Raw genomic sequence first — 25,445 nt, 5'->3', positions numbered from 1 at the left:
TTTGATGGTGCCCGGGGTCATCGTCAGTAACAGCAACTACACATGGCCGGCTACCCCGCTGACCAAGTTGTACACCGATACCCAGATGGGGGGTTTCAACGGTTGGGCCAACTATGGAACGGTCTACGGCGAATATGTCGGTGGCAGCTTTGGCCCCAGTTGGTACATCACGGATTTGGTCTGTTCTGACAGCGCCGCCAATCTCAGCGGCAACCCCACGGACAGCTGGCGGCTTCCTTTCACTTGGCCCCAAGCCAATTTCACGGTGCCGGCCAGCTACATCAAGCCGGGTGCCCAGATTGTTTGCAAGATGATCTACGGCAAGGCGGGCCTGACCCTGAGCAAGGCCAACCCGCCGCAACTGGTGCCCGGGGTGGCCGCCAGCTACACCCTGGGGGTGGCCGCTTCAACCACCTCTGTCATGGACCCGGTGCTCAATGTGGTCGATCAATTGGCCCCCAACATGGAGTTCGTGTCGGCCAGGCCCGTGTCCGGCGGCGGGCTGTCTGCGGTGTCTTGCACGCCTTCAGGCGATGTGGCCAGCGGCTTGTTGTTGACCTGCCAGATCACCCGACAGCCGCCGCTTCCCGCCAACAACACCATGAGTTTCGAGATCATTGTTCGACCCACCGCGGCCGCGTTGGGGCAATCGGTGCGCAACGTCGCCATTACCAGCCCGACAGGGTCTGGTGCGGCCCTCAGCCCGGCCTCCTGTACCGCCAATGGCACCCCCCAAGGATGTGCTGTCACGACCGCCCTGACCGTGGGCGGCCGGAGCCTGAGCTTGACCCTCAAGGGCAACCAGCCTGGCACCTATACCTTCAGCGGCAACAACGGCTGGGCCCCACAGGCGCTGACGATCGGCACCGCGGGCACGCCCGTGACAGGCGAGCCCCAGGCCCTCACGACTTCGGCCAGCACCACACTCAACCTGAGCAGCAGTGTCAGTGGGCAGGCGATCAGCGCTGTCACTTGCACGGGCTTGGGGGGCGGCAGTGTCAGCTTCAGCGCCACCAGCCTGAGCCTGGACGCCAAGGCCACGGCCCTGGGCAATGCCGTCAGCTGCAACGTCACTTTGGGCAGCGTTCTGCTGAGCCTGAGCAAAAGCAACCCGGCCAGCCTGCAGGTCGGTGCCTCGGGCAGCTACAACCTGGTGCTCAGCAACAAAGGCACGGCAGCGACCAGTACGCCCTATACCGTGGTGTGGGATCAGTTGCCGCCCAATGTGCAGTACACCGGCATGACGGTGTTCACCCCCCCAGGTGGCCTCACGCTGACGGCCGCCAGCAGTTGTTCGGCGTCGGGCACGGTCGCGGCCGGGCAGCTGGTGACCTGTAACCTGTACCCGCCCGCCGGCGGCATCCCGGCCAACGGCGGGCAGGTCGGTATCAAGCTCAACGTCACGCCCCAGGCCCCAGCACCGTCCAGCATCAACAAGGCGGCAGTCGACGCCACGGGGGCCAATGCGGTCCAAACCCCAGCAAGTTGCACCGCCGACGGCGTGCCGATGGCGGGGTGTGCCGTGGCGCCTGCCTTGTCGATTGGCTCACTCAAGCCTTTTGTCAGCTTTTCGGTGGTGGGCCAAGGCGGCGACGGACTGAGTGCCAGCTTCAGCAACCCCGCTGGCAGCGGCAGTGCCACGGGGGGCAGCACCGGCGGGGCGGGCTGGGTCAATGCCAATGTCACCACGGGCGCCACATCGGGGGGCGCACTGGGAACCCCGGCGCAAAGCCTGGGCAGCACACCGGCACAAGCTTTGAACACGGGCCTGGGGGCACGCATCGTGGTCAGCACCACCAGCCTGGTGCAGGGCGGCAGTTGCACCATCACCGACACGCAGGGCAATCCTGCCACGGGTGTCGCCACGTTCAATGCCGCTGACCGAAGCTTCAGTTTCGACAGCGCGGCCACCGGGGCGGATCGCCTGATCAATTGCACCCTCACGCTGGCGCAGCGCAGCACCTTGAGCTGGTATGCGGCGTACAAGAGTCCGCCGGGCCCGCCATCGACCTCCACAGGGGCCAATTGGTCAGGTACCTGGATGATCCCTGGATCGGCCAATGCCAATGGCTATGGCACAGCAACCCCGGGCAACATGAACGGGCAGGCCCTGACCAAGACGGGTGATCCTTGGCAGTCGGCAGCCAGCATCGACGTGGTCCTGGCCAACGTGTACACGCCGACCCAGGTGGCTGTGAACGCCCGCTCAAAACCGTACCCCAACAGCGAAGCCAATTACATGGGCTACACGGGGGTCTACAGCTGCACCGACCTCAATGCGCCCAACAGCGGCAACCCGAGCGTGCTGCCTGCTTCTGCCATCACCCAATTGGGTCTTTATCCCAATCCGGGCTCAGGCACTCCCAACGTCGAGTTCCAAATTGCAGCTGCTTATATTGCGCCTGGTGCGCGCCTGCTTTGCTCGGTTCTCTACACCAATCCGAGCGGTTTGCTGCTCAACAAGTCCAACCCAGCGTCGATGACCGCGAATCAAACGTCGTCCTATGCCCTGAGCCTGGTCAACCTCAGCAGCACGGCCAGTGCCTCCAGCATCAAGGTCTATGACCAGCTTCCGCCCAATCTGGCCTATGTGGGGGCCGCACCGGTCGGTGGTGGCTCTGTGACGCCCACGGCAGTCAGTTGCAGCGCCAGCGGTAGTGTGGAAACCGGTCAACTGCTGACCTGCACGGTCACCCTGTCCGGGGGGTTGGCCGCCACCGGTGGCAACGCCAATTTCCGCATCGATGTCAAGCCGACGCTGGCCGCTGCGGGCCAAAGCCTGATCAACAAGGCCATGGTTGATCCCAGTGGGGCCAACGCGGTCCAGAATCCGGCCAGCTGCACCGCCAATGCCGTGCCGGCAGGTTGCGCGGTGACCCCGGCACTCACGGTGCAAGGGCCGCTGTTGATGTTGCAACTGCAACTCAGCAGCAGTGTGCCGGGCACGGTGACTTTCACGGGCAACAATGGCTGGGCGAGTCAAAGCTTGAGCGTGATCACCGCAGGCACCCCCGTCACGGGCACAGCCCAGGCGCTGGCACAAACCGGCGTGGCGACCCGGCTGACGCTGGCCAGCCCAGCGGGTTGGTTGCTGACCAGCGTGAGCTGCCTTGACCAGAATGCCGCCAATTCGGGGAATCCGGCCAGCGTGATCAACCCGTCTATCAGCGGTGGCAACAGTTTCGAGTTGCCCGCCAGCGTGTTGCGGGCCGGGGCTTCGCTGGTGTGCAGTGTCAACAACAGCTTGGGTGACTACAGCCTGAGCGGGCAGGTGATCCTCGACAACGGCGTGGGCACGGGCGGCGTGGCGCACGATGGCGTGCAAAACGGCGGCGAAACGGGTCATGCCGGTGTGCTGGTGCAGCTCACCGACTGTGCCAAGGTGGTGTATGCCACCGCCACCACAGACGGCGGCGGGATGTTTGCACTCAGCACCAGTGCGGCGCCAGCCGGCCCGGTGTGCCTGACGCAGACCCAGCCCGCGGGCTATGCAAGCGTCAGCTACCAGTTGGGCAACACCGCAGGCAGCTACAACCCGGCCACCCAGACCTTGCGCTTCACGCTGGCGGCCAGCACCCGCTACAGCGGCGTGCTGTTCGGCGAGGTGCCGATGAGCCAGTTGCTGGGTGAGGGCGCCCAGCAACTCGTGTCAGGCCAAAGTGTTTTCTATGCCCACCACTATGTGGCGGGCACCTCGGCCAGTGTGGTGTTCAGCAGCAGCGATCAGCCCAGCAGCAGCACCGACCGCTGGAGCAGCCTGATCTACAGCGACAGCAATTGCAACGGGCGTCTTGACTCGGGTGAGGTGGGGCTGACGGGTGCCGTCAGCGTGCAGGCGGGGCAGCAGCTTTGCTTGCTGCTCAAGGTCAACAGCCCGGCTGGCCTGGGTGCGAGCGCGCGCAACCTGAGCACGCTGCAGGCCCTGGAGACCTACCAGCCCGCGCCGGTCTGGGGGGCTGTGGTGAACCGGCTCACTCGCGTGGATGTGAGCACGATTGGCAGCGCCCAGGGCGGCACCCTGAGCTTGTTCAAGCAGGTGCGGCGTGTCGAGAGTTGTCCCAGCACCGCGGCCGACACCCAAGCCTTTGCCACCAGCAACCAGGCCCAGCCGGGGCAGTATGTCGAGTATCAGGTGGTCTACAGCAACAACTCGGCCGGGCCGCTGACGGCCATTCGGCTGTCTGATTCGGTAGCGATAGCCAGCGGGTGTCCACTTCGCGTTCATTCGTGGGGCCCGGCGGAGGGGCGGCGGCATTGAGAACCCTTGCCTGTCCTCCCGGCGTCTGATCGTTACCGTTCGGCCTGTGAATCGGGGTTCGAAACGCCATTTGTCAAATCTTTGTGACCGTCCGGGTATGGTGGGGGTTCAGGTGCCGCAGCAGGTCTGGGGGGAACTGGGCACCGCGATCGCAGGGCCGAAGGCACTCAGGCCTCGGCGGGCAGTTCTTGCTACAGCACGGCCAGTGGTCAGTTCTATGGTGTGCCGGCGCTGGCTGCTGGCGGCAATGCCGGCCAGGCCGGGGCTTGGTCGATCACACCGCTCCCACCGCTGCTCAGCATGAACAAGACCACGACCGGTTTGATGGCTGGGGTTCGGGGGGGCTACACGCTCACCATCAGCAACAGCGGCATCGGAGGCAGCAACCCGACACTGACCTTTTACGAACAGCTGCCCCCCAAGATGGCGTTTGCCGGCGCTGCTGCAAACACCGGTGGCACGGTGAACCTGTTGAATGCGCCGGTGTGTGGGGTGCTCAATGGCACGACCTATGACACGGGCCTGTTGCTCTCCTGCACCGTGCAACTGCCGCCGGGGGGTGTTCCGGCAGGGGGCCATGTGAAGATCGATCTGCAGGTCACACCGGGCGAGGTACTGGCCGGCCAGGCTGTGGTCAACAAGGCCCAGATCGACCCCAGCAGCCAGAATGCCGTGCAAAGCCCCGCGGCCTGCATCACCAACAACAACCCCTCAGGGTGCGCGGTGTTGGCGCACACGGTCAGTGCCCCCCCTTTGAGCTTGAGCAAAACCAACCCGAGCCGCCTGATCGTGGGTTTGCCGGCGGAGTATTCCTTGCTGCTCAGCAATGGGGCTGGCACTCAACCCACCGGTACCAGCCTGGTGGTGTACGACCAGTTGCCGCCCAACTTCCAATACAACAATGCCGCGTCGGCCAGCACGGGCACGGTGACCCCCAGTGCCGTGAGTTGCGTGCCCAGCGGGGTTTTGAGCACGGGGCAGTTGCTGACCTGCACCCTCACCTTGCCGGCCGGGGGGGTGCCCGCTGGCACAGGCACGGCCGGCTTCAGCATCCGTGTCACGCCGCTGCCTGCAGCCTCTGGTGTGCCGGCCGTCAACAAGGCTGCGGTCGATCCGCTGGGCGCCAACGCCGCGCAGACCCCGAGCGCGTGCATCGCCGCGCACACCCCGCTGGGCTGCGCCGTGACCCCGGCGCTGTCCCCCCTGCCGCTCAGCCTGCAACTCACGGTCCGTAGCGGCGCTGCGGGTGATTACAGTTTCTCTGGCAACAACGGATGGGTGTTGCAGAGCCTGAGTGTGCTGGCGCCTGGCACGGCGGTCACTGGCGTCGCGCAGGGGCTCACTCAGGCGGCTGAGCCTGCCGGCCTCGATCCGTGAGAAATCGAGCACGTCGTTGATGACCCGCATCAAACTGTGTGAGGCGGCCACCACACGGTCCAGGTGATGCCGGGCCGTTTCTGGCAATTCGGTGCGCAGGGCCAGGCCGGTCATGCCCATGATGACGTTCATGGGGGTGCGTATCTCGTGACTCATGCCGGCCAGAAAATCGTCACGACTCTGGTGAGCCGCCTCGGTTGCAGCCATGGCGTCGCGCAGGGCCTTCTCGGCCTGCAATTGCTCGGTGACGTCAATGCCGAAGGAGATCTCGGCCACATCACCCGCTGCTACATGCATGGCGTCTTGAGGCAAAGGCTCGGTGAAACGCCAGATGATGCGTCGCCGCTCGCCGCTGAGGTGGGTGATGTCGTAAGTGCGCTCTTGCACGGCATTGCGCTGATCGGAGCCGATGTCGTCCAGGCGCAGTTCCGGGTTCAGCCGGGCCTGGATGGTCGACCACTCCAGCCCCAGAACGTCCTGGCGCTGGTAGCCGCTGGCGCGCACCGCCGCGTCGTTGAACAGCGTGATGCAGCCTTGGGGATCGACCCCCACCACGATGATGTCGGCCGATTCGATCAGCTTTTCCAGCAACTCGCGGGCATGGCGTGACCGTGCCTCGGATTGGCCCAGGGCCTCCATTTGCTGTTGCAGCGTGGCCGCCATGGCATAAAGAGCCGTCAGCAACTGCCCGGGTTCGTCGCGGTAGCCTTGGCATGCGGGGGCTGGCTGCCAGTCGCCAGCGGCCACACGCTGCGCCACATCAACTGCCTTGGCCAGGGGGCCCGTGATGCTGCGAAGGATCAGGTGGGCCAGGCCAATGGCCGACAGCAGCGACAGCACCAGCACTGCGAGCAGCCACAGGGTTTCTGCGCCGACATGCTGTGCCACCCAGTCTTCTTCCCGGGTACTGTGGGCTTCGGCGGTCGGGATGGTCATGTCCACCGCGTGGCGGTGCTGTTCGTACAGGGTGTTGAGTCTCTCCAGGGAGCGCTGGCGCGCCTGCGAATGGTGGTTTTCCAGGCTGGGCAGGTAGTTCTGCCAGACTTCGTCAAAGAAGGCTTCGGCGGCAACGTTCAGGTCATCCAGCATGTTGCCGGGTAAACCCAGGTCGGCGAGCCGCTCCTGCCAATGGGCATGGCGCTGCCGGTATTGTGTTTCCAGATAGCGCAGGCGTTGCACCAGATCGGGTGAGGGGGCGGCCTCTGTGGCCCGGTCCAGTTGCAGGCACAACAGATACGATTCAACGATATAAAGCGGTGGCGGCAGCAGGTCAGAGACCAAGTCTTTTGATTCTCCGATGCGGTGAAATACCTCACTCCCCACCTTGATTTCATGCAATGTCCTGAACGACCAGAGTCCGAAAATAGAAAAACTGATTGTGAACGCGGCAATCAGCAGGTACAGGCGTCGAGACAGATTCAAAGACCGAAGCATGAAGAATTCCGTTCTGGGTTGAGAGGGTCTTGAATACCGAGCTTGGAGCGGCTTGTCGTCAATAAAGCGCTTGATCCTCTATTTATTGGAATATTTTGTCAATAAATGTCCCAGTCACGGGGGCTGGCGTGATCCTGCGCGCGCCCACCATGTTGCCTGCGTGGGCTGGCTATTCAAAGCAATGAACTGTTAATTTCTGCAAGTTAAATTGTATTTAATCGACAATTCAAGGATTCAATAACTCGGGCGTGTTTTTGAAATGAGAGATTTGTTATCTTCTGGGCACGGCAATGGGTTTTGAGATCGTCTGAAGAACAAATAAGCGGGCTGTGAATCGCGGTCTGCCCGGCGTGTGCGTGCGCAGGGCGGCGACCGTGCCACCGCATCTGGATCTGGATCTGGATCTGGATCTGGGACCCAGGCCTGCCACAGGGGCGGGCGTTTCAGTGCGCCACGCCCAGGCGCTGTTGCAGCAAGGTGCTGGTGGTGGTGTATTGCAGGCGCACCGGCTGCTCGGGGTGCACCAGGGCCACGGCGGCAAAGGCGGCCAGGGTGGCTTCGTGGAAGCCGCACAGGATCAGCTTGCGCTTGCCGGGGTAATGGTTGATGTCGCCCACGGCAAACAGCCCGGTCTCGACGGTGCTGAAGGTGGCTGCGTCGACGGGCAGCAGCTTGCGCTCCATGGCCAGGCCCCATTGGGCCAGGGGGCCCAGGCGGGGTGACAGGCCCAGATAGGCCTGCAGGCTGTCCAGGGGCAGGGTGTGCTCGGTGTCGTCGTCGGTGGCGATCTGCAGCCCCGTCAGGCGCTCGCCCTGGGGCGTGGCATGGGTCTGGACGCCAATGGGCTGGCCCAGTTGCACGCGCAGCAGGCCGGCCTGGCGCAGTTGCTGCAAGTCTTGCAGCAAGGCGGGCTCGGCTTCAAAGGCGTCTTTGCGGTGCAGCAGCGTGACCTGGCGCGGGGCCGGGCTGCCGGCCTGCGCGGCGGCAGCCAGCGTGACCGCCGCCTGCACGGCGGAGGCGTCGCCCCCTGTCACCACCACCCGTTGTCCCGCCAGCGCGGTGGCATCGGGTGTCTGGTTGTAGTGCACCTGGCTGCCCTCGAAGGCGCTCAGGCCATCGACCCGCAGGGTGCGCGGCACAAAAGCCCCCACGCCAGCTGCAATGAAGACGGTGCGCGCCAGAAAGCGTTGGCCCGCCGTGGTCTCGGCCAGCCAGCGGCCATCATCCTGGCGTTGCAGGTGGCTGACTTCCTGGCCGAAATGAAAACCTGGCGCAAAAGGGCGCACCTGGGCCAGCAATTGGGCTGCAAGCTCGCGCCCGGTGCAGCGCGGGATGCCCGGGATGTCGTAGATCGGCTTGTCGGGGTAAAGCGCCACGCACTGTCCCCCCGCCTCGTGCAGGGTGTCCACGACATGGGCGCGCAAACCCTGCAGGCCCAGCTGGAAGGCCTGAAACAGCCCCACAGGGCCCGCACCAATCACCAGGGCATCGGTTTCGATGGGGAGGGCAGGGCTCATGGGCTGGGGTGGATCGGCAGGGCCAGGGCCCCGCCAGATCAGCGGATCAGTTCAGCGAGCTTGCCGGGCTTGTTGTTCCAGGCGTCGGCGTCCGGCAGGGCCGGCTTGCGCTTGGTGATGCTCTTCCAGCCATCCGCCAGGGCCAGTTCGGCATTGAGCTTGATGAAGGCGAGTTGGTCCGAAGGGGTGTCTTCTTCGGCAAAGATGGCGTTGGCCGGGCACTCAGGGATGCAGACGGCGCAGTCGATGCACTCGTCCGGGTCGATGACGAGCATGTTGGGGCCTTCGCGGAAGCAGTCCACGGGGCACACATCCACGCAATCGGTGAATTTGCACTTGATGCAGTTTTCGGTAACGACGTGAGTCATGAGGGGCTCTGTTCGGTGGTGGGCATCCCGGATGCTGCCGCCAATCGGCTCAGCATTCGGAAAAACCCTGGATTTTAGGGACTTTCGCAAGCCCTGCCGGCCTGTGGGGCCCACAGGCCGGTTTCAGGGGCTAATTTTTTGCGTCGTATCAGGCGTTGACCAGCACGGCCGCAGCGGTTTTGTTGCTGGCGGTGTCCACCAGGATCAGGGACCCCAGGGCCCGCGCCTGGGCAAAGGGCAGGGTGGCCACGGCCTCCTGCAGCGCCAGCTCGATGTGCCCGATGCTGTTGGGGGGGCAACTCGGTGGCGTCTTCTTCGGCCAGGGTGTTGATGTCGAGCTTGTGCACGATGCGGCTCACCTTGGCCTTGACCCAGCGGTGACCATGCAGCGCCCAGTAGACGCGGCCTGGCACCAGCGGTTCATCATCCAGCCACGACACGGTGGCCTTCAGGCTGCGCTGGGCTTCGATCTGGCCCGGGGCCAGCAGCCAGTCGCCACGCGACACATCCACCTCGCGGTCGAGCACGATGCCGGCGCTGTGACCGGCCTCGATGTCGCTCGGGCGGCGGGCGTGGTCCAGCACCTGGGCCACGGTGGCGCTCTGCCCGCTGGGCAGCACGGTGATGGCCTGGCCGGGCTTCACGCTGCCGGCGGCCACGCGGCCCCAGAACACGCGGCGGCCCTGGCTGGTGTCGGACGACGACGAGAACTTCTCCACCCACTGCACCGGGAAGGCAAAGGGCTGCTCGACATCGGCGTGGGTGACGGGCAACTGCTCCAGCAACTGCAGCAGGCTTTGACCCTGGTAGCCGCACCAGCCGGGCTGGGCGTCCACCACGTTCCAGCCCTTGAGGGCCGAGACCGGGATGGTGGCGCGCACGGCAATGCCGGCGGCCGAGGCAAACTTGCTCAGGGCGGCGCTGATGTGCTGGTAGGCCAGCGTGGGGTCTTCCACCGCGTCGAGCTTGTTCACGGCAAACACCAGCGAGGTGACCCGCAGCAGGTTGACCAGCAGCGAATGGCGGCGGGTCTGCACCAGCAATTCAAGATCGGGGTTTTTCCAGTCCAGCTTGGTGGCATCGACCAGCACCACGGCGGCATCGGCGCTGCTGGCTGCGGTCACCATGTTGCGGGTGTACTGCTCGTGGCCGGGGGCGTCACCGATGATGAACTTGCGGCTTTCGGTGGCGAAGTAGCGGTAGGCCACGTCGATGGTGATGCCTTGCTCGCGCTCGGCCGACAGGCCGTCGGTCAGCAGGGCCAGGTCGGTTTCGCCCTGGCGCTGCACGCCGGCCAGGTGGTCCTGCAGCACGGCCTTGCTGTCCACCAGCAGGCGCCCGATCAAGGTGCTCTTGCCGTCGTCCACCGAGCCGCAGGTGATGAAACGCAGGGCGGCGCGCAGTTCGGTGCTTTGGGCAGCAGGCACGGTGGCGGGAGAGGTGTTCAATTCAGTCGTGCTCATCAGAAGTAACCGTCCTTCTTGCGTTTTTCCATCGAGGCGTCAGAGGTCTTGTCGTCCATGCGGGTGGCGCCGCGTTCGCTCACATCGGCGGCCAGGGTTTCGATCACGATGTCGGCCGGGGTGGCCGCCGTGCTCTCCACCGGGCAGGTGCAGGTGATGTCGCCCACGGTGCGGAAGCGCACGTCGCGCAACTGCACCTCTTCGCCGTCCTTGGCGGGGGTCAGTTCGGTCACTGGCACCAGCAGGCCGCGGCGGTCCACCACCGGGCGCTGGTGGGTGTAGTACAGCGAGGGCAGGGCGATCTGCTCGCGGTCGATGTACTGCCACACGTCCAGCTCGGTCCAGTTGCTGATCGGGAACACCCGGAAGTGCTCCCCCGGGGCCAGGCGGGTGTTGAACAGGGTCCACAGCTCGGGGCGCTGGGCCTTGGGCTGCCATTGGCCGAAGCTGTCGCGGTGCGAGAAGATGCGCTCCTTGGCGCGGGCCTTCTCCTCGTCACGGCGCGCGCCGCCGATCAGGGCGTCGAAGCGGAACTCTTCAATCGCTTCGAGCAGTGTGACCGACTGGTGCACGTTGCGCGACTCGCCCGGGTGGGCCAGGCGCACGGTGCCGCGCTTCATCGAGTCTTCCACGTTGCGCACGATCAGCTCGGCGCCCAGTTCCTGGGCCCGGAAATCGCGGAAATCCGTCACTTCGGGGAAGTTGTGGCCGGTGTCGATCATCAGCAGCGGGTAGGGGATGCGGCCGGCGCCAAAGGCCTTTTCGGCGCATTTGAGCATCACCAGCGAATCCTTGCCGCCCGAGAACAGCAGGGCGGGGCGTTCGAAGGCGGCGGCCACCTCGCGCAGGATGAAGATGGTTTCCTCTTCCAGCGCGTCCAGGTGGGCGTTGCTGAGGTGGCTGAGGTTCTGGGTGCCGTTGACGGTCATGTTCTGAGGCTCAAGCAATTGGGGATCGGTTCGGGTGTTCATCAGGCGGCGCGGATGGGGATGATGCTGGAGGCCGGTGCATCGTCATCCTTGGCAACGTGCAGGCCACACTCCTTGGCAGATTCCTGCTCCCACCACCAGCGGCCCGAGCGGAAGTCCTCGCCCAGGGTGACGGCACGGGTGCAGGGGGCGCAGCCGATGCTCGGAAAGAACTGGTCGTGCAACGGGTTGTAGGGCACGGCATTCAACTCGATGAAGCGCCACACGTCGCCCAGCGTCCAGTTGGCCAGCGGGTTGACCTTGGCACGCTCACCGCTGGTGTCGATGTCCGGCACCTCGGCGCGGGCATTCGATTGCTCGCGGCGCAGGCCGGTGATCCAGGCTTTCTTGCCCTCCAGGGCCTGGGCCAGGGGCACCATCTTGCGGATGTCGCAGCAGGCCTTGCGCAGCTCGATGCTTTTGTACATCGCGTCGTCGCCGTTGGCAGCCACAAAGGCGTCTGCCGCGGCACTGTCAGGGCGGTAGACGTCGACGGTGTTGCCGTAACGCGCCTCGATCCGGCCGATCAGGGCCAGGGTTTCGGCATGCAGCTTGCCGGTGTCCAGCACGAAGACGCTCACGCCGTCGGCCTTCAGCACGCCGGCCTGGTGCAGCAGCTCGGTGATCACCATGTCTTCCACCCCCAGGCTGGAGGCCTGGGTGATGGGCGTGTACTCGGCCACGGCGCGCTGCAGCAGCGCGATGCTGGCCTGCACCTTGGCCTCGAAGTCTTTCGAGGCGGTGTGGGCGTAGAGGGAAATGGCACTCATGATCGCGGGGGGCTTTGTTTTGAGGAGTGTGAATGCCGGGGGGCTCAGGCGGTCTGACGCGCGAACAGCGGGCGGGTGTTCACCGCGTCGGCCTGGTAGAAGCCCGAGAAGCGGTCGAACTGGCGCTGGGCGTCGGCGATGTCCACGCCGGCGCGCAACACGGCCACGTCAAAGCCGCTGCGGCTCATCTGCACCAGCTGGTCGATCAGCACATCACCGGTGGCGCGGATCTCGCCGGCAAAACCCAGGCGGCGGCGCAGCAGGTAGGCCTGGCTGTAGGCGCGGCCGTCGGTGAACTTCGGAAAGTTCAGGTCGACGCGGGTCACGCCGTCCAGCGACAGGGTTTGCGGGTCGACGGTGTTGTCCAGCACCAGCACGCCGGCCTGGCCTTCAGCGCTGGTATGGTCTTTGGCTTCGATGATCTTCATGGTCTGAATCGGTGGTGTTGGAGCTCAGGCGGCCACGGGGGCGTGGGCCGGTACGGCGCGGGCGGCGTTGGCGGCCGCCTTGAACGGGTCATGGCCCACGCGGCGCAGCGTGGCGATGAAAGTTTCGCCATTGGCGCGCAGGTCGCGGTAGGTGTTGAGCACGGCCTCGATCACCTCCGGCACTTCCGCCGCCGAGAACGAGGGGCCCACCACCTTGCCGGGCACGGCGGCGCCGCTCAGGTCGGAGCCATCCGAGCCGCCCAGGGTCACCTGGTACCACTCTTTGCCGTCCTTGTCGACGCCCAGGATGCCGATGTGGCCGGTGTGGTGGTGGCCGCAGGAGTTGATGCAACCGCTGATGTGCAGGTCGATCTCACCCAGGTCGTCGAGCTCGTCCAGGTCCTGGTAGCGCTCGGTGATGGCCTCGGCCACCGGGATCGAGCGGGCATTGGCCAGGGCGCAGAAGTCGCCACCCGGGCAGGCGATCATGTCGGTCAGCAGGTGCACATTGGGGCTGGCAAAACCGGCTGCACGCGCAGCGGTGTACAGCGCATGCAGTTCGCTGGCCGAAACCCAGGGCAGCAACACGTTCTGGTCGTGCGTGACGCGGGCCTCGCCGGCGCTGAAACGGTCCACCAGACCGGCCAGGGTGTCGAGCTGGTCGGCGTCGGCGTCGCCAGGGGCCTGGCCGCGGCGCTTGAACGACAGGGTCACGGCGCGCAGCGCCGGGTTCTTGTGCGGAGCCACGTTGCGCGCCAGCCAGCGGGCAAACAGGGGGTCGGCATCGGCGGCGTGGCGCAACTGGCTGTCCACGGCTTCGGCGCTCACCACCGGGCGGTCGGCCAGGCTGGGGGGCACGAAGGAGGCGGCCACGCGGTCGTATTCGGCCTGAGGGATGGTGTGGGCGCCACCGTCGTGCTCGACGATCTGCTTGAACTCGGCTTCCACGTCATCGAAATAGCGCTGGCCCTCGGCCTTCACCAGGATCTTGATGCGCGCCTTGTACATGTTGTCGCGGCGGCCGTAGCGGTTGTAGACCCGCACCACGGCTTCGAGGTAGTTCATGATCTGGTTCCAGGGCAGGAACTCGCGGATCACGGTGCCCGGGATCGGGGTGCGGCCCATGCCGCCACCCACCAGCACGCGAAAGCCGATCTCGCCGGCTTCGTTCTTGATCACATGCAGGCCCACGTCATGCCAGGCCGTGGCGGCGCGGTCTTCGCTGGCGCCGATGATGGCGATCTTGAACTTGCGCGGCAGGAAGGCGAACTCGGGGTGCAGCGTGCTCCACTGGCGCAGGATCTCGGCGAAGGCGCGCGGGTCGGCCACTTCGTCCACGGCAATGCCGGCGCGCTCGTCGCTGGTGATGTTGCGGATGCAATTGCCGCTGGTCTGGATGCCGTGCATGTTCACGCTGGCCAGCAGGTCCATCACGTCGGCCGACTTGGCCAGCGGGATCCAGTTGAACTGGACGTTCTGGCGCGTGGTGAAGTGGGCGTAATGGGTGGGCAGGTGGGTGGAGCCCATGGCGCCCTGGATCTTCAGGGCCTCGGCGTACACGCCGGCTTCGGGTTCGTCGTATTCGCGGGCGATGGTGGCCAGCACGCGCAGCTGAGCGCTGGAGAGTTCGCCATAGGGCACGGCCACGCGCAGCATGGGGGCGTAGCGCTGGACGTACCAGCCGTTTTGCAGGCGCAAGGGGCGGAACTCTTCGTCGGCCAGCTTGCCGGCCTGCCAGCGTTCGAGCTGGTCACGGTGCTGGGCAGCGCGCAGCTTGACGAACTGCTTGTCGAAGTCGGTGTATTGGTACATCGTGGGTTAACTTCTTGGTTTTCAGAGGGCAATCAGTTTGCTGCCGGCATAGGCCAGCAGCAGCGAGAGAACAGAGCGGATGAAACGCTCGGGCAATTTGTGGTTCAGGTGGGAGCCGATCCAGATGCCGGGGATGGACCCCGCCAGCAGCTTGGCCAGCAGCAGCCAGTCGACCGTGCCCAGGCCTGCATGGCCGAGGCCAGCCACCAGGGTCAGCGGCACCGCGTGGGCGATGTCGGCGGCCACGATGCGCTGCAGCGGCAGCGCCGGGTACACCAGCATCAGCACCAGCACACCGATGGCGCCAGCGCCCACGGACGTCAATGTTACCAAGCAGCCGATCACCGCGCCGAACAGCACGGGCAAGGCCGGGTGCAGCGGTCGGGCCGGGTCCTTCAATTGGGGGCCCGAGGCGTGGCTGCCCTGGGTCTTGCCGAACAAGGCCTTGTACAGCGTGGCCACGGCGGTCAGCAGCAGGGCCACACCCAGCGTCGTTGTCATGGCATGCTGCACGGCCGGGCTGGTGGCGCCGAAGTGGTCCAGCAGGTAAAGCGTGATCAGCGAGGCCGGAACGCTGCCATAGGCCATGTGCAGCACCACCGGCCAGTCGATGGTGCGGCTGCGCGCCAGCTTGACCGAGCCGCTGAACTTGGTGCCGGCCGCAAACAGCAGATCGGTGCCGATGGCCAGGTGCGGCTTCATGCCGAAGAAAAAAATCAGTATCGGCGTCATCAGCGAGCCGCCGCCCACCCCGGTCAGGCCCACGACCAGACCCACCGCCAACCCCGCCACGATAAAAGCCAATTCTTGCATGGGGCGGTATTGTGGTGAGGGCCCTTATAGAGACAAACGATTTTTTAGTTCGCGCTTTATGCGGATAAGCTTATGCGCCTTGTTCCATGCGGCCTGGCGGGCGATCGTGGGGGCAATCCGGATAAAGAATCCGTGCCTTTTACTCGTCGCTTGCAGGGGGTTGGCGCCCCGGGGCCGGGCGGCTGGCCAGCAGGGCCCGGGCCTGCGACAAGGGCACGGGCAAGGGGTCGCCCATCACCTCAGCGGCCAGCAACTCGCCGCACAGCAGGCCCCAGGTGAGCCCGCGCGTGCCCAAGGCGGTGCACAGCCACAGGCCCGGGCGCCGGGCCGGGTCCACCGGGCCGACCAGGGGCAGGCGGTCGGGCGAGGTGCAGCGGATGCCGGCCCAGGCCTGCAACCGCTCGGTGGGATCGCCCAGGCTGGCGGCGGTGGCGGGCAGCAAGGTGGCCAGTTTGCTCAGGTTGGTCACGTGGTCTTCGGGCTTGCACGGCGTGGTCTCGCCCGCAGGCTGCGGCGGGTGCCCGCGGTCAAAGGTTGAGCCCGTGTGCCAGCTGGGTCCGGTGTTGCCCGGCAGGTGCGGGATCAGGCTGCCCTGGCCATTCACCGGCAGGGGGGGCAGGCGGTCGCTGTCGGCCTGGGGTGCACTGGTCAATTGGCCACGCAGGGCCTGCAGGGGCACCTGGGGGCTGGCCAGGTCGCGGCTGCCCGGCCCGGCCGCCACCACCATCAAGGAAGCCTGGGCCAGCAGTTGGCCCGCTGCATCGAGGGCTTGCCAGGGCCCGGCGGGGCCCTGCTGTTGCAGGCTGGCCACGCGGCAGCGGCCCTGCCAGGTGATGTGGCCCGGCACAGGGGCGGCCAGCAGGGCCTGCACCAGGCGGGCCGGGCGCACCCAGCCGGCATGGCGGTGCCAGGTGGCCGGGGCCTCAGGGCTCAGCCCCGCGGCCCGTTTCAAGGCGGCGCTGGCTTCTTCGCTGCCGGTGGCTTCGCCGTCGGCATCCAGGCGCGGGCCGGCCTTGCCGTGCACGCGGTGCTCCAGCACGCCGCTGGGGGCCCAATCCTGCTGCTCGTCCAACAAGGCCTGAGCGGTTTGTCGGGTGATGCGCAGGCCGGTGCGGGTCAGGCGGGAAATGCGGTTGTCATCGGGCGACACGTGCGGCGAGAACAGGCCCGCGGGCAGGCCCGAAGCCCCGCCGGCCGGCTCGGCGCAGGCGTCCAGCACCGTCACCTGCCAGCCACGCCGGGCCAGCGCATGGGCCGTGCCCAGGCCCGACAGGCCGCCGCCAATGACCACGGCCTCGCGGGCTGCGCCCTGCGGCCACGCCGTCACCAAAGGCGGTGCACGGCGTGGCTCCCAAGCGGGCTGGTATGTGGCTTGCAACCAAGAGGTGTTGGCCTGCAGTGCAAAGCCCAGTCGGCCAAGCCCCTCGCGCAGTGCTGGCGTGTCGGTGTCGCTCGTCAGCCTGCTGCCGCGCCGGCACAGCCGGGCCAGGGCCTTGAGCAGGCCCTCGTCCCAAACGAAGGGGGGCGAGAGGGAAGGGAAAGAGGAGGGGGCACTGAGCCAGACGCTGTCGGCCTCCAGCTGCAATTCGCGCAGCGTGTCCGGCAGCTCGCCCACACACAGGGTCAGTTCAACCTGGCCCCCTTCAAAGCCCAGGCGGTGAAAACCGGGCGCCAGGCCCCACCACTGAGCACACAGCTGCTGCGCCTGGGCGCTGCTGTCACCTGTGCTGGCCAGGTGCTGCTGCAGGGCCGCCAACGCGACGGGCCGGGGCTCGATGGCCACCACCTGCAAGCGGGCAGGGCGCTCGAGGTCCTGCCGCCAGGCCTGCCAGCGGGCCAGAAAGGCCTCGCCCAGGCCAAAGCCCGTCTGCAGCACGACCCAGCGGGCCTGGCCACGCCAGGCGATGGCCTCGTCGGCGGGAAGGTGGAAGCGGCCGGAAATGGCGCAGGTCCTCAGGCCGAAGGGGGCACGTAGCCCTGGGCCACGTCGGCGCCGCCGCCGAAGAAATGGCCTTCCATCTGGCGTGCCAGGTACTGGCGGGCGCGGGCATCGGCCAGGTTCAGGCGGTTTTCATTCACCAGCATGGTCTGCTGCTTGAGCCAGGCGGCCCAGGCTTCCTTGCTCACGTTTTCCCACAGGCGCTTGCCCAGTTCACCGGGGTAGGGCGGGAAGTCGAGGCCTTCGGCTTCCTTGCCGAGCTTGATGCAGTTGACCATGCGTGCCATGTGGGGATCCTTGTTGCGGTGTTCGGTTCAGGTGGGGTGTTGGCGGGGCGGTGCCAGAGGCTGCCCCGCAGTCGGCGCCGATTATCCCATCGGATGCCTGTCCCCTTAGACCGGGGGTGTTCTGTGTGAACGCGGGCTTTGCGCTGCATCAGCCAACGGAAATCAGATAAATAAATGATTTCTTATGCGTTTGAGTTTGAAGCAGGTGTTTCCAGAATCGAGCCCAACTTCAACCCCCGCTGCAAAGAACCCCATGTCTGTTTTATTGATTGCCGGCAGCCCGTCGGCCCGTTCCCGATCCCAGGCCTTGCTGGACAGCGTGGGCCATCGCCTGCAGCGTCGTGGTGCCCAGGTGGGCAGTGTGCTGGTGCGCGACCTGACGCCGCGCGCGCTGCTGCTGGCCGATGTGTCCGAGGCCAGCATCGCGGCCGCGGCCGAGCAGGTGGCCCAGGCTTCGGCCATCGTGGTGGCCACGCCGGTTTACAAGGCCGCGTACAGCGGGTTGTTGAAAGTGTTTCTTGATCTGCTGCCGCAGACGGCCCTCAAGGGCAAGACCGTGTTGCCCCTGGCCACCGGTGGCAGTCCGCACCACATGCTGGCGCTGGACTACACGCTGCGCCCGGTGCTGCAGTCGCTGGCCGCGCGTCACATCCTGCCCGGCGTGTATGCCACGGATGCCCAGATCACGGTGACGCCTGAAGGGGCCTACCAGGTCAACCCCGAGATCTCCGACCGCCTCGATGACGCCGTGGGCCTGCTGCTGGCCGAAGCCTATGAGCGCAGCAGCGCCCATGCCGATTTCGAGGCCATTCCTTTTGCCCAGGTGCGCTGCAGCGTTTGAGGCCCAGAGCGTTGCCGGCGGCTGCGCCTGGACGCTTTTCTGACCCGCACCGGCCGCCGCAGGCGCCGGTCTCGACCGAATCCAAGCATTGAAAGAAAAAAATGAGCTCTTCCTTCTCTCCCTTCTCCGCCAACCGCCGTCAGGCCCTCGCGGCCGCACTGGCCCTGGCCGGCTCGGCGGCCTCGCTGCCGTCCTGGGCGCAAAAGTCCGACAAGGTGTTCCGCATCGGCCACCAGAAGGGTTGGCTGTCGCTGCTCAAGGCCCGTGGCACGCTGGAAAAGCGCCTCACTCCGCTGGGCATCAGCGTGAGCTGGACCGAATTCAATGCCGGTCCGGTGCAGCTCGAAGCCCTCAACGTGGGCTCGATCGACTTCGGTGACGTGGGCGAAGCCCCGCCGATCTTTGCCCAGGCCGCCGGCGCGCCGCTGGTCTATGCTGGCGCCACCGTGCCGCGCCCGGGTGTCGAGGCCGTGGTGGTGCCCAAGGATTCGCCCATCCGCAGCGTGGCCGACCTCAAAGGCAAGCGCGTGGCCTACAACAAGGGCTCGAATGTGCAGTACTTCCTGGTCAAGCTGCTGGAGAAGCACGGCCTGAAATACAGCGACGTGCAGTCGGTGTTCCTGGCACCGCCCGACGCCCGCGCCGCGTTCGAGAAGGGCGCCGTCGACGCCTGGGTGATCTGGGACCCCTTCTTGGCCGCGGCCCAGAAGACGCTGGACGCCCGCCTGCTGGCCGACGCCAAGGGCGTGGTGAACAACCGGGCCTACTACTTCACCTCGCGCGACTTCGCCACCCGCCACACCGATGTGCTGCGCATCGCGATCGAAGAGATCAACACCATCGAACAGTGGATCTCGAAGAACAAGCCCGCCGCTGCGGTGGAGCTGTCGGCCGTGCTGGGTCTGGACAAGAGCATCACCGAGCTGTTCCTGAACCGGGTGGCCTACGGCGCCGCACCCGTCACCCGCGACATCCTGGCCGAGCAGCAGTCGATTGCCGACACCTTCTTCGACCTCAAGCTGATCCCGCGCAAGCTCAACCTGCTGCACGCCGCACCGGTGGACCTGTGAGGCCAAGGCGAACCATTCCCTGATCCGAAAGGCGTTTCCATGAGCGCAGACCTGTCCGATACCGATACCACTTCCCGAGCCTGGCGTGTGTTGTGTGTCACTGCCGCCGACTGGGGCTTGCCCCCGCCGGTGCAGGAGGGCGGACGGCTGCTGCGCCGGCGCGCCCCGCAAGCCCTGTTGTCACGGCGGCGTCGGCGCAGCCACGAGCGCTTGCAGACCCCGACCCTGTGGTCCACCGGCGCAGCCTCGCATTGGCCTTTGCCCGGTCTGGCCTGGTAGGCGCCCCAGAGCGCCGCTTCACTCACCCCCTGGAGTTACCCCATGAAGATTTTCTGGTTCATTCCCACCCACGGCGACAGCCGCTACCTGGGCACGCAAAAAGGCGCCCGCGAGGTCAGTCTTGATTACATCCAGCAGGTGGGCCGTGCGGCCGACAGCCTGGGCTACGAGGGGGTGCTGATCCCCACCGGCCGTTCTTGCGAAGACCCCTGGGTGATTGCTTCCAGCCTGATCCCGGTGACACGCCGCCTGAAGTTCCTGGTGGCGGTTCGCCCGGGCTTGCACCAGCCGGCGCTGGCGGCGCGCATGGCCGCCACGTTTGACCGGCTCTCGGGCGGGCGCCTGCTCATCAACCTGGTCACCGGTGGCGACCAGGTTGAACTGGAAGGGGACGGGGTGTACCTGAACCATGCCGAGCGCTATGAACAATCGGCCGAGTTCATCCACATCTGGCGCGAGATCCTGACCCGCAGCCATGGCGACCAGACTTTTGACTACACGGGCAAGCACCTGCGCGTGAACGGTGCGCGCCTGCTGTACCCGCCGCTGCAACAGCCTTACCCGCCGATCTACTTTGGCGGTTCGTCCGAGGCCGGGCACGAGTTGGCTGCCTCACAGACCGACACCTACCTGACCTGGGGCGAGCCCCCGGCCGAAGTGGCCAAGAAGGTGGCCGACGTGCGGGCCCGTGCCGCCCGCCATGGCCGCGAAGTGAAGTTCGGCATCCGCCTGCACGTGATCGTGCGTGAAACCGAGGCCGAGGCCTGGGCCGCCGCCGATTCGCTGATCAGCCATGTCGACGACACCACGGTGGCCCGGGCCCAGGCCGTGTTCGCCCGCATGGATTCGGCCGGCCAGCGCCGCATGGCCGAGTTGCACAAGAACCCGGCCACGGCCGAAGGCCGCAGCCGCGCTGCGCTCGAAATCAGCCCCAACCTGTGGGCCGGTGTGGGCCTGGTGCGTGGTGGCGCCGGCACGGCCCTGGTGGGCAGCCCCCAGCAGGTGGCCGACCGCATCCAGGAGTACGCCGACCTGGGCCTGGAGAACTTCGTGCTGTCGGGTTACCCGCACCTCGAAGAGGCCTACCGTTTTGCCGAACTGGTGTTTCCGCTGCTGCCGCAGCGCCTGCGCGAGGCCGTGGCCGCCCCTCTGGCGGGCGGGCCGCGTGGCGAGGTGGTGGGCAATCTGTATGTGCCGCAGGCCTCGGCCAGCTGAGCCGTTGACTGAACCAAGGTGACTGACATGACTTCCCCTGCACGTGAACTGAATGCAGCCCCTCTGCCCGAGGCCTTTGATGCGCCCGGCCTGGGCTTTCTGAACGCCGGCCAGTCCGGTGCCCCGGTGCTGGCCGCGCTGCTGCGCCTGGGCCGCCAAGTGAGTCGCCAGCTGGGCCAGCGCCTGCTGCCCTGGCTGGTGCCGGTGGCCCTGATCGTGGGCTGGCAGATCGCCTCAGCCCAGGGCTGGATCTCCACCCGGGTGCTGCCGGCCCCGCTCGATGTGCTGAAGGCGGCCTGGACGCTGACCGCCTCGGGCGAGCTCTGGACCCACGTCAAGGTCAGTGCCGGCCGGGCCTTGCTCGGCCTGGCCATCGGTGGCGGGCTGGGCCTGCTGCTGGGCCTGTTGACCGGTTCGGTGCGCTGGGCCGAGACCCTGCTCGACTCCACGTTGCAGATGGTGCGCAACATCCCCGCCCTGGCGCTGATCCCGCTGGTGATCCTGTGGTTCGGCATCGATGAAACGGCCAAGCTGTTCCTGATCGCGGTGTCGGTGTTCTTCCCGATCTACCTCAACACCTTCCATGGCATCCGCAATGTGGACCCGGGCCTGATCGAGATGGGGCGCACCTACGGCCTGGGCCGTTGGGCCCTGTACCGGCAGATCGTGCTGCCCGGGGCCATGTCCTCGATCCTGGTGGGGCTGCGCTTCTCGCTGGGCCTGATGTGGGTGATCCTGATCGTGGCCGAGACCATTTCGGCCCAGGCCGGCATTGGCTACCTGACCATGAACGCCCGCGAGTTCCTGCAGACCGACATCGTGCTGGTGGGCATCCTGCTGTATGCCTTGCTGGGCAAGCTGGCCGACCTGTTCGCCAAGGGGCTGGAGCGCTACTGGCTGCGCTGGCACCCCGGCTACCAGAAGAGCGCCTGATTGCGCCGCCTTGATTGATCGACTGATTCACCCCCCAGGATGGCTGACATGAGCACCGCTCCCTCCAAAATCTCTTCCAACACCTCTTCCGGCGGCGTGCGCCTCAAGCTGCGCGGCCTGACCAAGCGCTACGGCGAGCGCGAAGTGCTGCGCCAGGCCGACCTGAACATCGAACCCGGCGAGTTTGTCGCCATCGTGGGCCGCAGCGGCTGCGGCAAGAGCACCTTGCTGCGCCTGGTGGCCGGCCTGGAGTCGGCCACCCGTGGCCAGTTGGACATCGACGGCCGGGCCGTCAACGGCCTCAACCCCGACACCCGCATCATGTTCCAGGACTCGCGCCTGCTGCCCTGGAAGCGCGTGCTCGACAACGTGGCCCTGGGCCTGCCGCCAGAACAACGCCCGCGCGCCGAAGCCGTGCTGGCCCAGGTCGGCCTGGCCGAGCGGGCCAACGAGTGGCCGGCGCGTCTGTCGGGCGGGCAGCGTCAGCGAGTGGCCCTGGCCCGGGCCCTGGTGCACCAGCCGCGCCTGCTGCTGCTGGATGAACCGCTGGGCGCCCTGGATGCCCTGACCCGCATCGAGATGCATGAGCTGATCGAAGGCCTGTGGCGCCGCCACGGCTTCACGGCCCTGCTGGTCACCCACGATGTGCAAGAGGCCGTGGCCTTGGCCGACCGCGTGATCCTGATCGAAGACGGTGCCATCGCCCTGGACGAGCGCGTGCCCCTGGCGCGCCCGCGGTCGCGTGGTGACGCTGCCTTTGCGGCGCTCGAAAAGCGCATCCTTGACCGGGTGTTGCAACACGAGGCCGCCGAGCCGGAAGCGGCCGACCCCCAGTGGCCGGGTGTGCCGGCGCATGGGCTGCGTTGGGCGGTCTGAACCCGAACAGCCGGGGCAGGGGGGCGTTGCGCGTTGCCTTTTCAGCCCCTCAGATCGATTGCGTTATATAAACCCTGGTTTTGATGACGTAATTAAATAATATTTAGCGATCAGCGGGTTAACCCTTAAATTCGACGCCTTCCTCCGGCCTCCCGTCGGGGCGACAGACCGTTGAACAGGGTTTCATGATCGATTTAGAAGGTATCTACCAGACCTACCCCGGCCCACAAGGCCCGGTGGAGGCCTTGCGCGGCATCGACCTGCGCATCGCGGCCGGCGAGGTGTTCGGCATCATCGGGCGCAGTGGCGCGGGCAAAAGCTCGCTGGTGCGCACCATCAACCTGCTGAACCGCCCGGTGCGCGGCAGCGTCAAGGTGGCCGGGCGCGATCTGCTGGCGCTCAACGACGCCGAGCTGCGCGAGGCCCGGCGCGACATCGGCATGATCTTCCAGCACTTCAACCTGCTCTCGTCACGCACGGTGTTCGACAACGTGGCCCTGCCGCTGGAACTGGCGGGCTGGGATGCGCGCCGCATCCGCGAACGTGTGTCACCCCTTTTGGAGCTGGTCGGCCTGGCGGCCTTCAGCGAGCGCTCTCCGTCGCAGCTCAGCGGTGGGCAAAAGCAGCGTGTGGGCATTGCCCGGGCCCTGGCCAGCCAGCCCAAAGTGCTGCTGTCGGACGAGGCCACCTCGGCGCTCGACCCCGAAACCACCCGCTCCATCCTGGGCCTGCTGCGCGACATCAACCGCGAGCTGGGCCTGACCATCGTGCTGATCACGCACCAGATGCAGGTGATCAAGCAGGTGGCCGACCGGGTGGCCGTGATCGATGCGGGCCGCATCATCGAAAGCGGCCCGGTGCTGCAGGTGTTCAGCCAACCCCAGCAGGCGCTGACCCGCAGCCTGATCGAAGACGTGGTGCCCCAGGCCCTGCCCGAGGCGGTGCGTGAGCGGGTGCGCGCCCAGCTGGCGGCCGACCCCGATCACAGCGCCCGTCTGCTGCGCCTGGTGTTTGCCGGCGCCGAGGGCGAGCGCCCCATCCTGTCCGAAGCGGTGCGCCGTTTCGATCTGGACCTGAGCATCGTGCACGGCCAGGTCGATGAGGTGCATGGCGAGCCCTTCGGCTCACTGTCGCTGCTGGCGCGCGGCCCGTCCGGCCGGGTGGCCGAGGCGGTGGCGCACTGGCGCCTCGCCGGCCTGCAGGTGGAGGAGCTGAGCCATGTTTGACCGCTTCACCGCCGAGCTGCTGCAGCTCATGCTCGATTCATTCTGGGAGACGGTGCTGATGGTGGGCATCTCGGGCCTGCTGGGCACCTTGATCGGCCTGCCCCTGGGCGTGTACCTGCGCCTGACCGATGCCGGCGGGGTGCTGGAGAACCGCTGGACCAACCGCCTGGTGGGCACGGTGGTGAACGCGGTGCGTTCCACCCCCTTCATCATCCTGCTGGTGGCCGTGATTCCGTTGACCCGCTTGCTGACGGGCTCGTCCATCGGCACCGCGGCCGCCGTGGTGCCCCTGACGCTGGCCGCCGCCCCGTTTGCGGCCCGGCTGATCGAGGCCTCGCTGCGCGAGGTGGATGGCGGCCTGATCGAGGCCGCCCAGGCCATGGGCGCCAGCACGCGCCAGATCGTGTTCAAGGTGCTGCTGCCCGAGGCCCTGCCGGGCATCGTGGCCGGCATCACCATCACCCTGGTCAGCCTGACCGGCTACTCGGCCATGGCGGGTGCCATTGGTGGTGGTGGCCTGGGCGACCTGGGCATCCGCTACGGCTACCAGCGCTTTTTGCCCGAGGTGATGGCCGTGGTGGTGCTGGTGCTGATCGTTTTCGTGCAGGCGCTGCAAAGCATCGGCGACTGGCTGGTGCGCCGCCTGGCCCACCGTTGATGAACCCCCTGGGGTGCTGACAGCACCCCTCTCGACCTCCTCTTTCTCACAAGGAAATCCCATGAACAAGCGTTTCGCCCTCAAATCCCTGGTGCTGGCTGCCGCCGCACTCTCTACCGCACTGTCCACCGGCCTGAGCCTGGCCCAGGACAAACCCCTCAAGATCGGCGTCACCGCAGGCCCGCACGCCCAGATCATGGAGCAGGTCAAGAAAGTGGCCGAAAAGGACGGCCTGAAGATCCAGATCGTCGAGTTCAGCGACTACATCCAGCCCAACGCCGCGCTGGCCTCGGGCGACCTGGACGCCAACAGCTACCAGCACAAGCCTTTCCTGGACCAGCAGGTGAAGGACCGCGGCTACAAGATCGTCTCGGTGGGCTACACCGTCAACTACCCGATCGGCATCTATTCGAAGAAGATCAAGGCCCTGGCTGAACTCAAGCCCGGTGCCCGTTTCGGCCTGCCCAACGACCCCACCAACGGTGGCCGCGTGCTGCTGGTGCTGCAGGACCAGGGGCTGATCAAGCTGCGCCCTGAGGCTGGCTTGAAAGCCACGCCGCTGGACGTGATCGACAACCCGAAAAAGCTCAAGTTCATCGAGCTCGAGGCGGCGCAACTGCCCCGGGCCCTGGATGACCTCGACGCCGCGGCCATCAACACCAACTTTGCCCTGTCGGCCGGCCTGACCCCGGGCAAGGACGCCATCGCCCAGGAAAACGCCAAGAGCCCCTACGTGAACATCATTGCCGTGCGCGAGCAGGACAAGGACAAGCCCTGGGTGGCCAAGCTGCTCAAGGCCTACCACTCGGAGGACACGCGCAAGTTCATCCAGAGCGAGTTCAAGGGCTCGGTGCTGGCCGGCTTCTGAGCCCGTGTGACATCACGGGCTTCGCGGACTTCGAATAAGCAAGCA

General features: G+C 66.4%; 21 protein-coding genes and 2 pseudogenes. 12 read left to right on the top strand and 11 right to left on the bottom strand.

Annotation, left to right across the window (positions count from 1 at the left end; genetic code table 11):
* Positions 1–4: 4 nt before the first annotated feature.
* Both F624_RS0115770 and F624_RS35840 read left to right on the top strand, forming a co-directional pair.
* A complete protein-coding gene (locus tag F624_RS0115770) occupies positions 5–4,258 on the top strand; it encodes a prealbumin-like fold domain-containing protein (RefSeq protein WP_425387310.1) in 4,254 nt (1,417 codons plus the stop codon).
* Positions 4,259–4,558: 300 nt separating this feature from the next.
* Positions 4,559–5,635, top strand: coding sequence for a hypothetical protein (locus F624_RS35840; protein WP_031255195.1), 1,077 nt, complete (start codon positions 4,559–4,561; stop codon positions 5,633–5,635).
* 42 nt (positions 5,636–5,677) lie between these two features.
* Here the strand turns inward: F624_RS35840 and F624_RS36505 are convergent.
* Positions 5,678–6,274, bottom strand: a pseudogene (locus F624_RS36505) (histidine kinase dimerization/phospho-acceptor domain-containing protein); the annotation flags it as partial.
* Here F624_RS36505 and F624_RS35830 point away from each other — a divergent pair.
* Positions 6,275–6,736, top strand: coding sequence for a hypothetical protein (locus tag F624_RS35830; RefSeq protein ID WP_245573645.1), 462 nt, complete (start codon positions 6,275–6,277; stop codon positions 6,734–6,736).
* Between the two features lie 776 nt (positions 6,737–7,512).
* On the opposite strand, the gene F624_RS0115750 is transcribed toward F624_RS35830, so the two are convergent.
* From F624_RS0115750 to F624_RS0115705, 10 genes and pseudogenes are all read right to left on the bottom strand, one after another.
* Positions 7,513–8,586 (bottom strand): NAD(P)/FAD-dependent oxidoreductase, encoded by a 1,074-nt coding sequence (locus F624_RS0115750; protein ID WP_019575287.1) that lies wholly within the window; start codon positions 8,584–8,586, stop codon positions 7,513–7,515.
* A 38-nt stretch (positions 8,587–8,624) separates the two neighbouring features.
* Positions 8,625–8,954: a ferredoxin FdxA gene (gene fdxA / locus F624_RS0115745; protein ID WP_031255193.1), complete on the bottom strand. Its 330-nt coding sequence runs from the start codon at positions 8,952–8,954 to the stop codon at positions 8,625–8,627.
* 148 nt (positions 8,955–9,102) lie between these two features.
* Positions 9,103–10,417: pseudogene (locus F624_RS32565) on the bottom strand (sulfate adenylyltransferase subunit 1).
* The gene (cysD, locus tag F624_RS0115735; RefSeq protein WP_031255192.1) at positions 10,417–11,388 is read right to left on the bottom strand and encodes a sulfate adenylyltransferase subunit CysD; all 972 of its coding nucleotides are present in this window, start codon (positions 11,386–11,388) and stop codon (positions 10,417–10,419) included. Before cysD ends, F624_RS32565 begins: the two are co-directional and overlap by 1 nt.
* Entirely contained in the window at positions 11,388–12,155 is a 768-nt protein-coding gene (locus tag F624_RS0115730) for a phosphoadenylyl-sulfate reductase (protein WP_019575284.1), read from the bottom strand. The genes cysD and F624_RS0115730 overlap by 1 nt, the downstream gene beginning before the upstream one ends.
* 44 nt (positions 12,156–12,199) lie before the next feature.
* On the bottom strand, positions 12,200–12,583 hold the full coding sequence (locus F624_RS0115725) for a DUF934 domain-containing protein (RefSeq protein WP_019575283.1): 384 nt from the start codon (positions 12,581–12,583) through the stop codon (positions 12,200–12,202).
* A 24-nt stretch (positions 12,584–12,607) separates the two neighbouring features.
* Positions 12,608–14,395: a nitrite/sulfite reductase gene (locus F624_RS0115720; RefSeq protein ID WP_019575282.1), complete on the bottom strand. Its 1,788-nt coding sequence runs from the start codon at positions 14,393–14,395 to the stop codon at positions 12,608–12,610.
* 21 nt (positions 14,396–14,416) lie between these two features.
* Positions 14,417–15,208, bottom strand: a complete 792-nt coding sequence (locus F624_RS0115715; protein ID WP_019575281.1) for a sulfite exporter TauE/SafE family protein — start codon at positions 15,206–15,208, stop codon at positions 14,417–14,419.
* Between the two features lie 139 nt (positions 15,209–15,347).
* Positions 15,348–17,084, bottom strand: a complete 1,737-nt coding sequence (gene mnmC1, locus F624_RS0115710) for an FAD-dependent 5-carboxymethylaminomethyl-2-thiouridine(34) oxidoreductase MnmC1 (RefSeq protein WP_019575280.1) — start codon at positions 17,082–17,084, stop codon at positions 15,348–15,350.
* Between the two features lie 77 nt (positions 17,085–17,161).
* A complete protein-coding gene (locus F624_RS0115705; RefSeq protein ID WP_019575279.1) occupies positions 17,162–17,434 on the bottom strand; it encodes an oxidative damage protection protein in 273 nt (90 codons plus the stop codon).
* Positions 17,435–17,687: 253 nt separating this feature from the next.
* Between F624_RS0115705 and ssuE the strand changes: the two genes are divergently transcribed.
* The 9 genes from ssuE to F624_RS0115665 all read left to right on the top strand — a co-directional run bounded on the left by ssuE (position 17,688) and on the right by F624_RS0115665 (position 25,400).
* The gene (gene ssuE, locus F624_RS0115700) at positions 17,688–18,275 is read left to right on the top strand and encodes an NADPH-dependent FMN reductase (protein WP_031255189.1); all 588 of its coding nucleotides are present in this window, start codon (positions 17,688–17,690) and stop codon (positions 18,273–18,275) included.
* Positions 18,276–18,376: 101 nt separating this feature from the next.
* Positions 18,377–19,345: a sulfonate ABC transporter substrate-binding protein gene (locus F624_RS0115695; protein ID WP_019575277.1), complete on the top strand. Its 969-nt coding sequence runs from the start codon at positions 18,377–18,379 to the stop codon at positions 19,343–19,345.
* 39 nt (positions 19,346–19,384) lie between these two features.
* Positions 19,385–19,624, top strand: a complete 240-nt coding sequence (locus F624_RS34895) for a hypothetical protein (protein ID WP_157443485.1) — start codon at positions 19,385–19,387, stop codon at positions 19,622–19,624.
* Positions 19,625–19,666: 42 nt separating this feature from the next.
* Entirely contained in the window at positions 19,667–20,839 is a 1,173-nt protein-coding gene (gene ssuD / locus F624_RS0115690; RefSeq protein WP_019575276.1) for an FMNH2-dependent alkanesulfonate monooxygenase, read from the top strand.
* Between the two features lie 27 nt (positions 20,840–20,866).
* Entirely contained in the window at positions 20,867–21,772 is a 906-nt protein-coding gene (gene ssuC / locus F624_RS0115685) for an aliphatic sulfonate ABC transporter permease SsuC (RefSeq protein WP_019575275.1), read from the top strand.
* Between the two features lie 48 nt (positions 21,773–21,820).
* A complete protein-coding gene (locus F624_RS0115680) occupies positions 21,821–22,648 on the top strand; it encodes an ATP-binding cassette domain-containing protein (protein WP_051107427.1) in 828 nt (275 codons plus the stop codon).
* Positions 22,649–22,833: 185 nt separating this feature from the next.
* A complete protein-coding gene (locus F624_RS0115675) occupies positions 22,834–23,874 on the top strand; it encodes a methionine ABC transporter ATP-binding protein (protein WP_019575273.1) in 1,041 nt (346 codons plus the stop codon).
* On the top strand, positions 23,867–24,532 hold the full coding sequence (locus F624_RS0115670) for a methionine ABC transporter permease (protein WP_019575272.1): 666 nt from the start codon (positions 23,867–23,869) through the stop codon (positions 24,530–24,532). Before F624_RS0115675 ends, F624_RS0115670 begins: the two co-directional genes overlap by 8 nt.
* Before the next feature lie 61 nt (positions 24,533–24,593).
* The gene (locus F624_RS0115665) at positions 24,594–25,400 is read left to right on the top strand and encodes a MetQ/NlpA family ABC transporter substrate-binding protein (protein WP_019575271.1); all 807 of its coding nucleotides are present in this window, start codon (positions 24,594–24,596) and stop codon (positions 25,398–25,400) included.
* Positions 25,401–25,445: the final 45 nt, after the last annotated feature.

This window comes from Curvibacter lanceolatus ATCC 14669, assembly GCF_000381265.1.
GTDB lineage: Bacteria > Pseudomonadota > Gammaproteobacteria > Burkholderiales > Burkholderiaceae_C > Curvibacter > Curvibacter lanceolatus.
The sequence above is the reverse complement of the archived record's forward strand: the minus strand, read 5'-3'. Positions and strand labels throughout refer to the sequence as shown.

What these genes read in the sequence shown, in the direction of transcription:
- F624_RS0115695 (WP_019575277.1), top strand. Translation starts at nt 18,377, where the DNA reads ATGAGCTCTTCCTTCTCTCCCTTCTCCGCCAACCGCCGTCAGGCCCTC.
- F624_RS0115680 (WP_051107427.1), top strand. Translation starts at nt 21,821, where the DNA reads ATGAGCACCGCTCCCTCCAAAATCTCTTCCAACACCTCTTCCGGCGGC.
- ssuC (WP_019575275.1), top strand. Translation starts at nt 20,867, where the DNA reads ATGACTTCCCCTGCACGTGAACTGAATGCAGCCCCTCTGCCCGAGGCC.
- F624_RS0115705 (WP_019575279.1), bottom strand. Translation starts at nt 17,434, where the DNA reads ATGGCACGCATGGTCAACTGCATCAAGCTCGGCAAGGAAGCCGAAGGC.
- F624_RS34895 (WP_157443485.1), top strand. Translation starts at nt 19,385, where the DNA reads ATGAGCGCAGACCTGTCCGATACCGATACCACTTCCCGAGCCTGGCGT.
- F624_RS0115770 (WP_425387310.1), top strand. Translation starts at nt 5, where the DNA reads ATGGTGCCCGGGGTCATCGTCAGTAACAGCAACTACACATGGCCGGCT.
- F624_RS0115665 (WP_019575271.1), top strand. Translation starts at nt 24,594, where the DNA reads ATGAACAAGCGTTTCGCCCTCAAATCCCTGGTGCTGGCTGCCGCCGCA.
- F624_RS35840 (WP_031255195.1), top strand. Translation starts at nt 4,559, where the DNA reads ATGAACAAGACCACGACCGGTTTGATGGCTGGGGTTCGGGGGGGCTAC.
- cysD (WP_031255192.1), bottom strand. Translation starts at nt 11,388, where the DNA reads ATGAACACCCGAACCGATCCCCAATTGCTTGAGCCTCAGAACATGACC.
- ssuE (WP_031255189.1), top strand. Translation starts at nt 17,688, where the DNA reads ATGTCTGTTTTATTGATTGCCGGCAGCCCGTCGGCCCGTTCCCGATCC.
- F624_RS0115715 (WP_019575281.1), bottom strand. Translation starts at nt 15,208, where the DNA reads ATGCAAGAATTGGCTTTTATCGTGGCGGGGTTGGCGGTGGGTCTGGTC.
- F624_RS0115750 (WP_019575287.1), bottom strand. Translation starts at nt 8,586, where the DNA reads ATGAGCCCTGCCCTCCCCATCGAAACCGATGCCCTGGTGATTGGTGCG.
- F624_RS0115675 (WP_019575273.1), top strand. Translation starts at nt 22,834, where the DNA reads ATGATCGATTTAGAAGGTATCTACCAGACCTACCCCGGCCCACAAGGC.
- F624_RS0115670 (WP_019575272.1), top strand. Translation starts at nt 23,867, where the DNA reads ATGTTTGACCGCTTCACCGCCGAGCTGCTGCAGCTCATGCTCGATTCA.
- F624_RS0115725 (WP_019575283.1), bottom strand. Translation starts at nt 12,583, where the DNA reads ATGAAGATCATCGAAGCCAAAGACCATACCAGCGCTGAAGGCCAGGCC.
- F624_RS0115730 (WP_019575284.1), bottom strand. Translation starts at nt 12,155, where the DNA reads ATGAGTGCCATTTCCCTCTACGCCCACACCGCCTCGAAAGACTTCGAG.
- ssuD (WP_019575276.1), top strand. Translation starts at nt 19,667, where the DNA reads ATGAAGATTTTCTGGTTCATTCCCACCCACGGCGACAGCCGCTACCTG.
- F624_RS0115720 (WP_019575282.1), bottom strand. Translation starts at nt 14,395, where the DNA reads ATGTACCAATACACCGACTTCGACAAGCAGTTCGTCAAGCTGCGCGCT.
- fdxA (WP_031255193.1), bottom strand. Translation starts at nt 8,954, where the DNA reads ATGACTCACGTCGTTACCGAAAACTGCATCAAGTGCAAATTCACCGAT.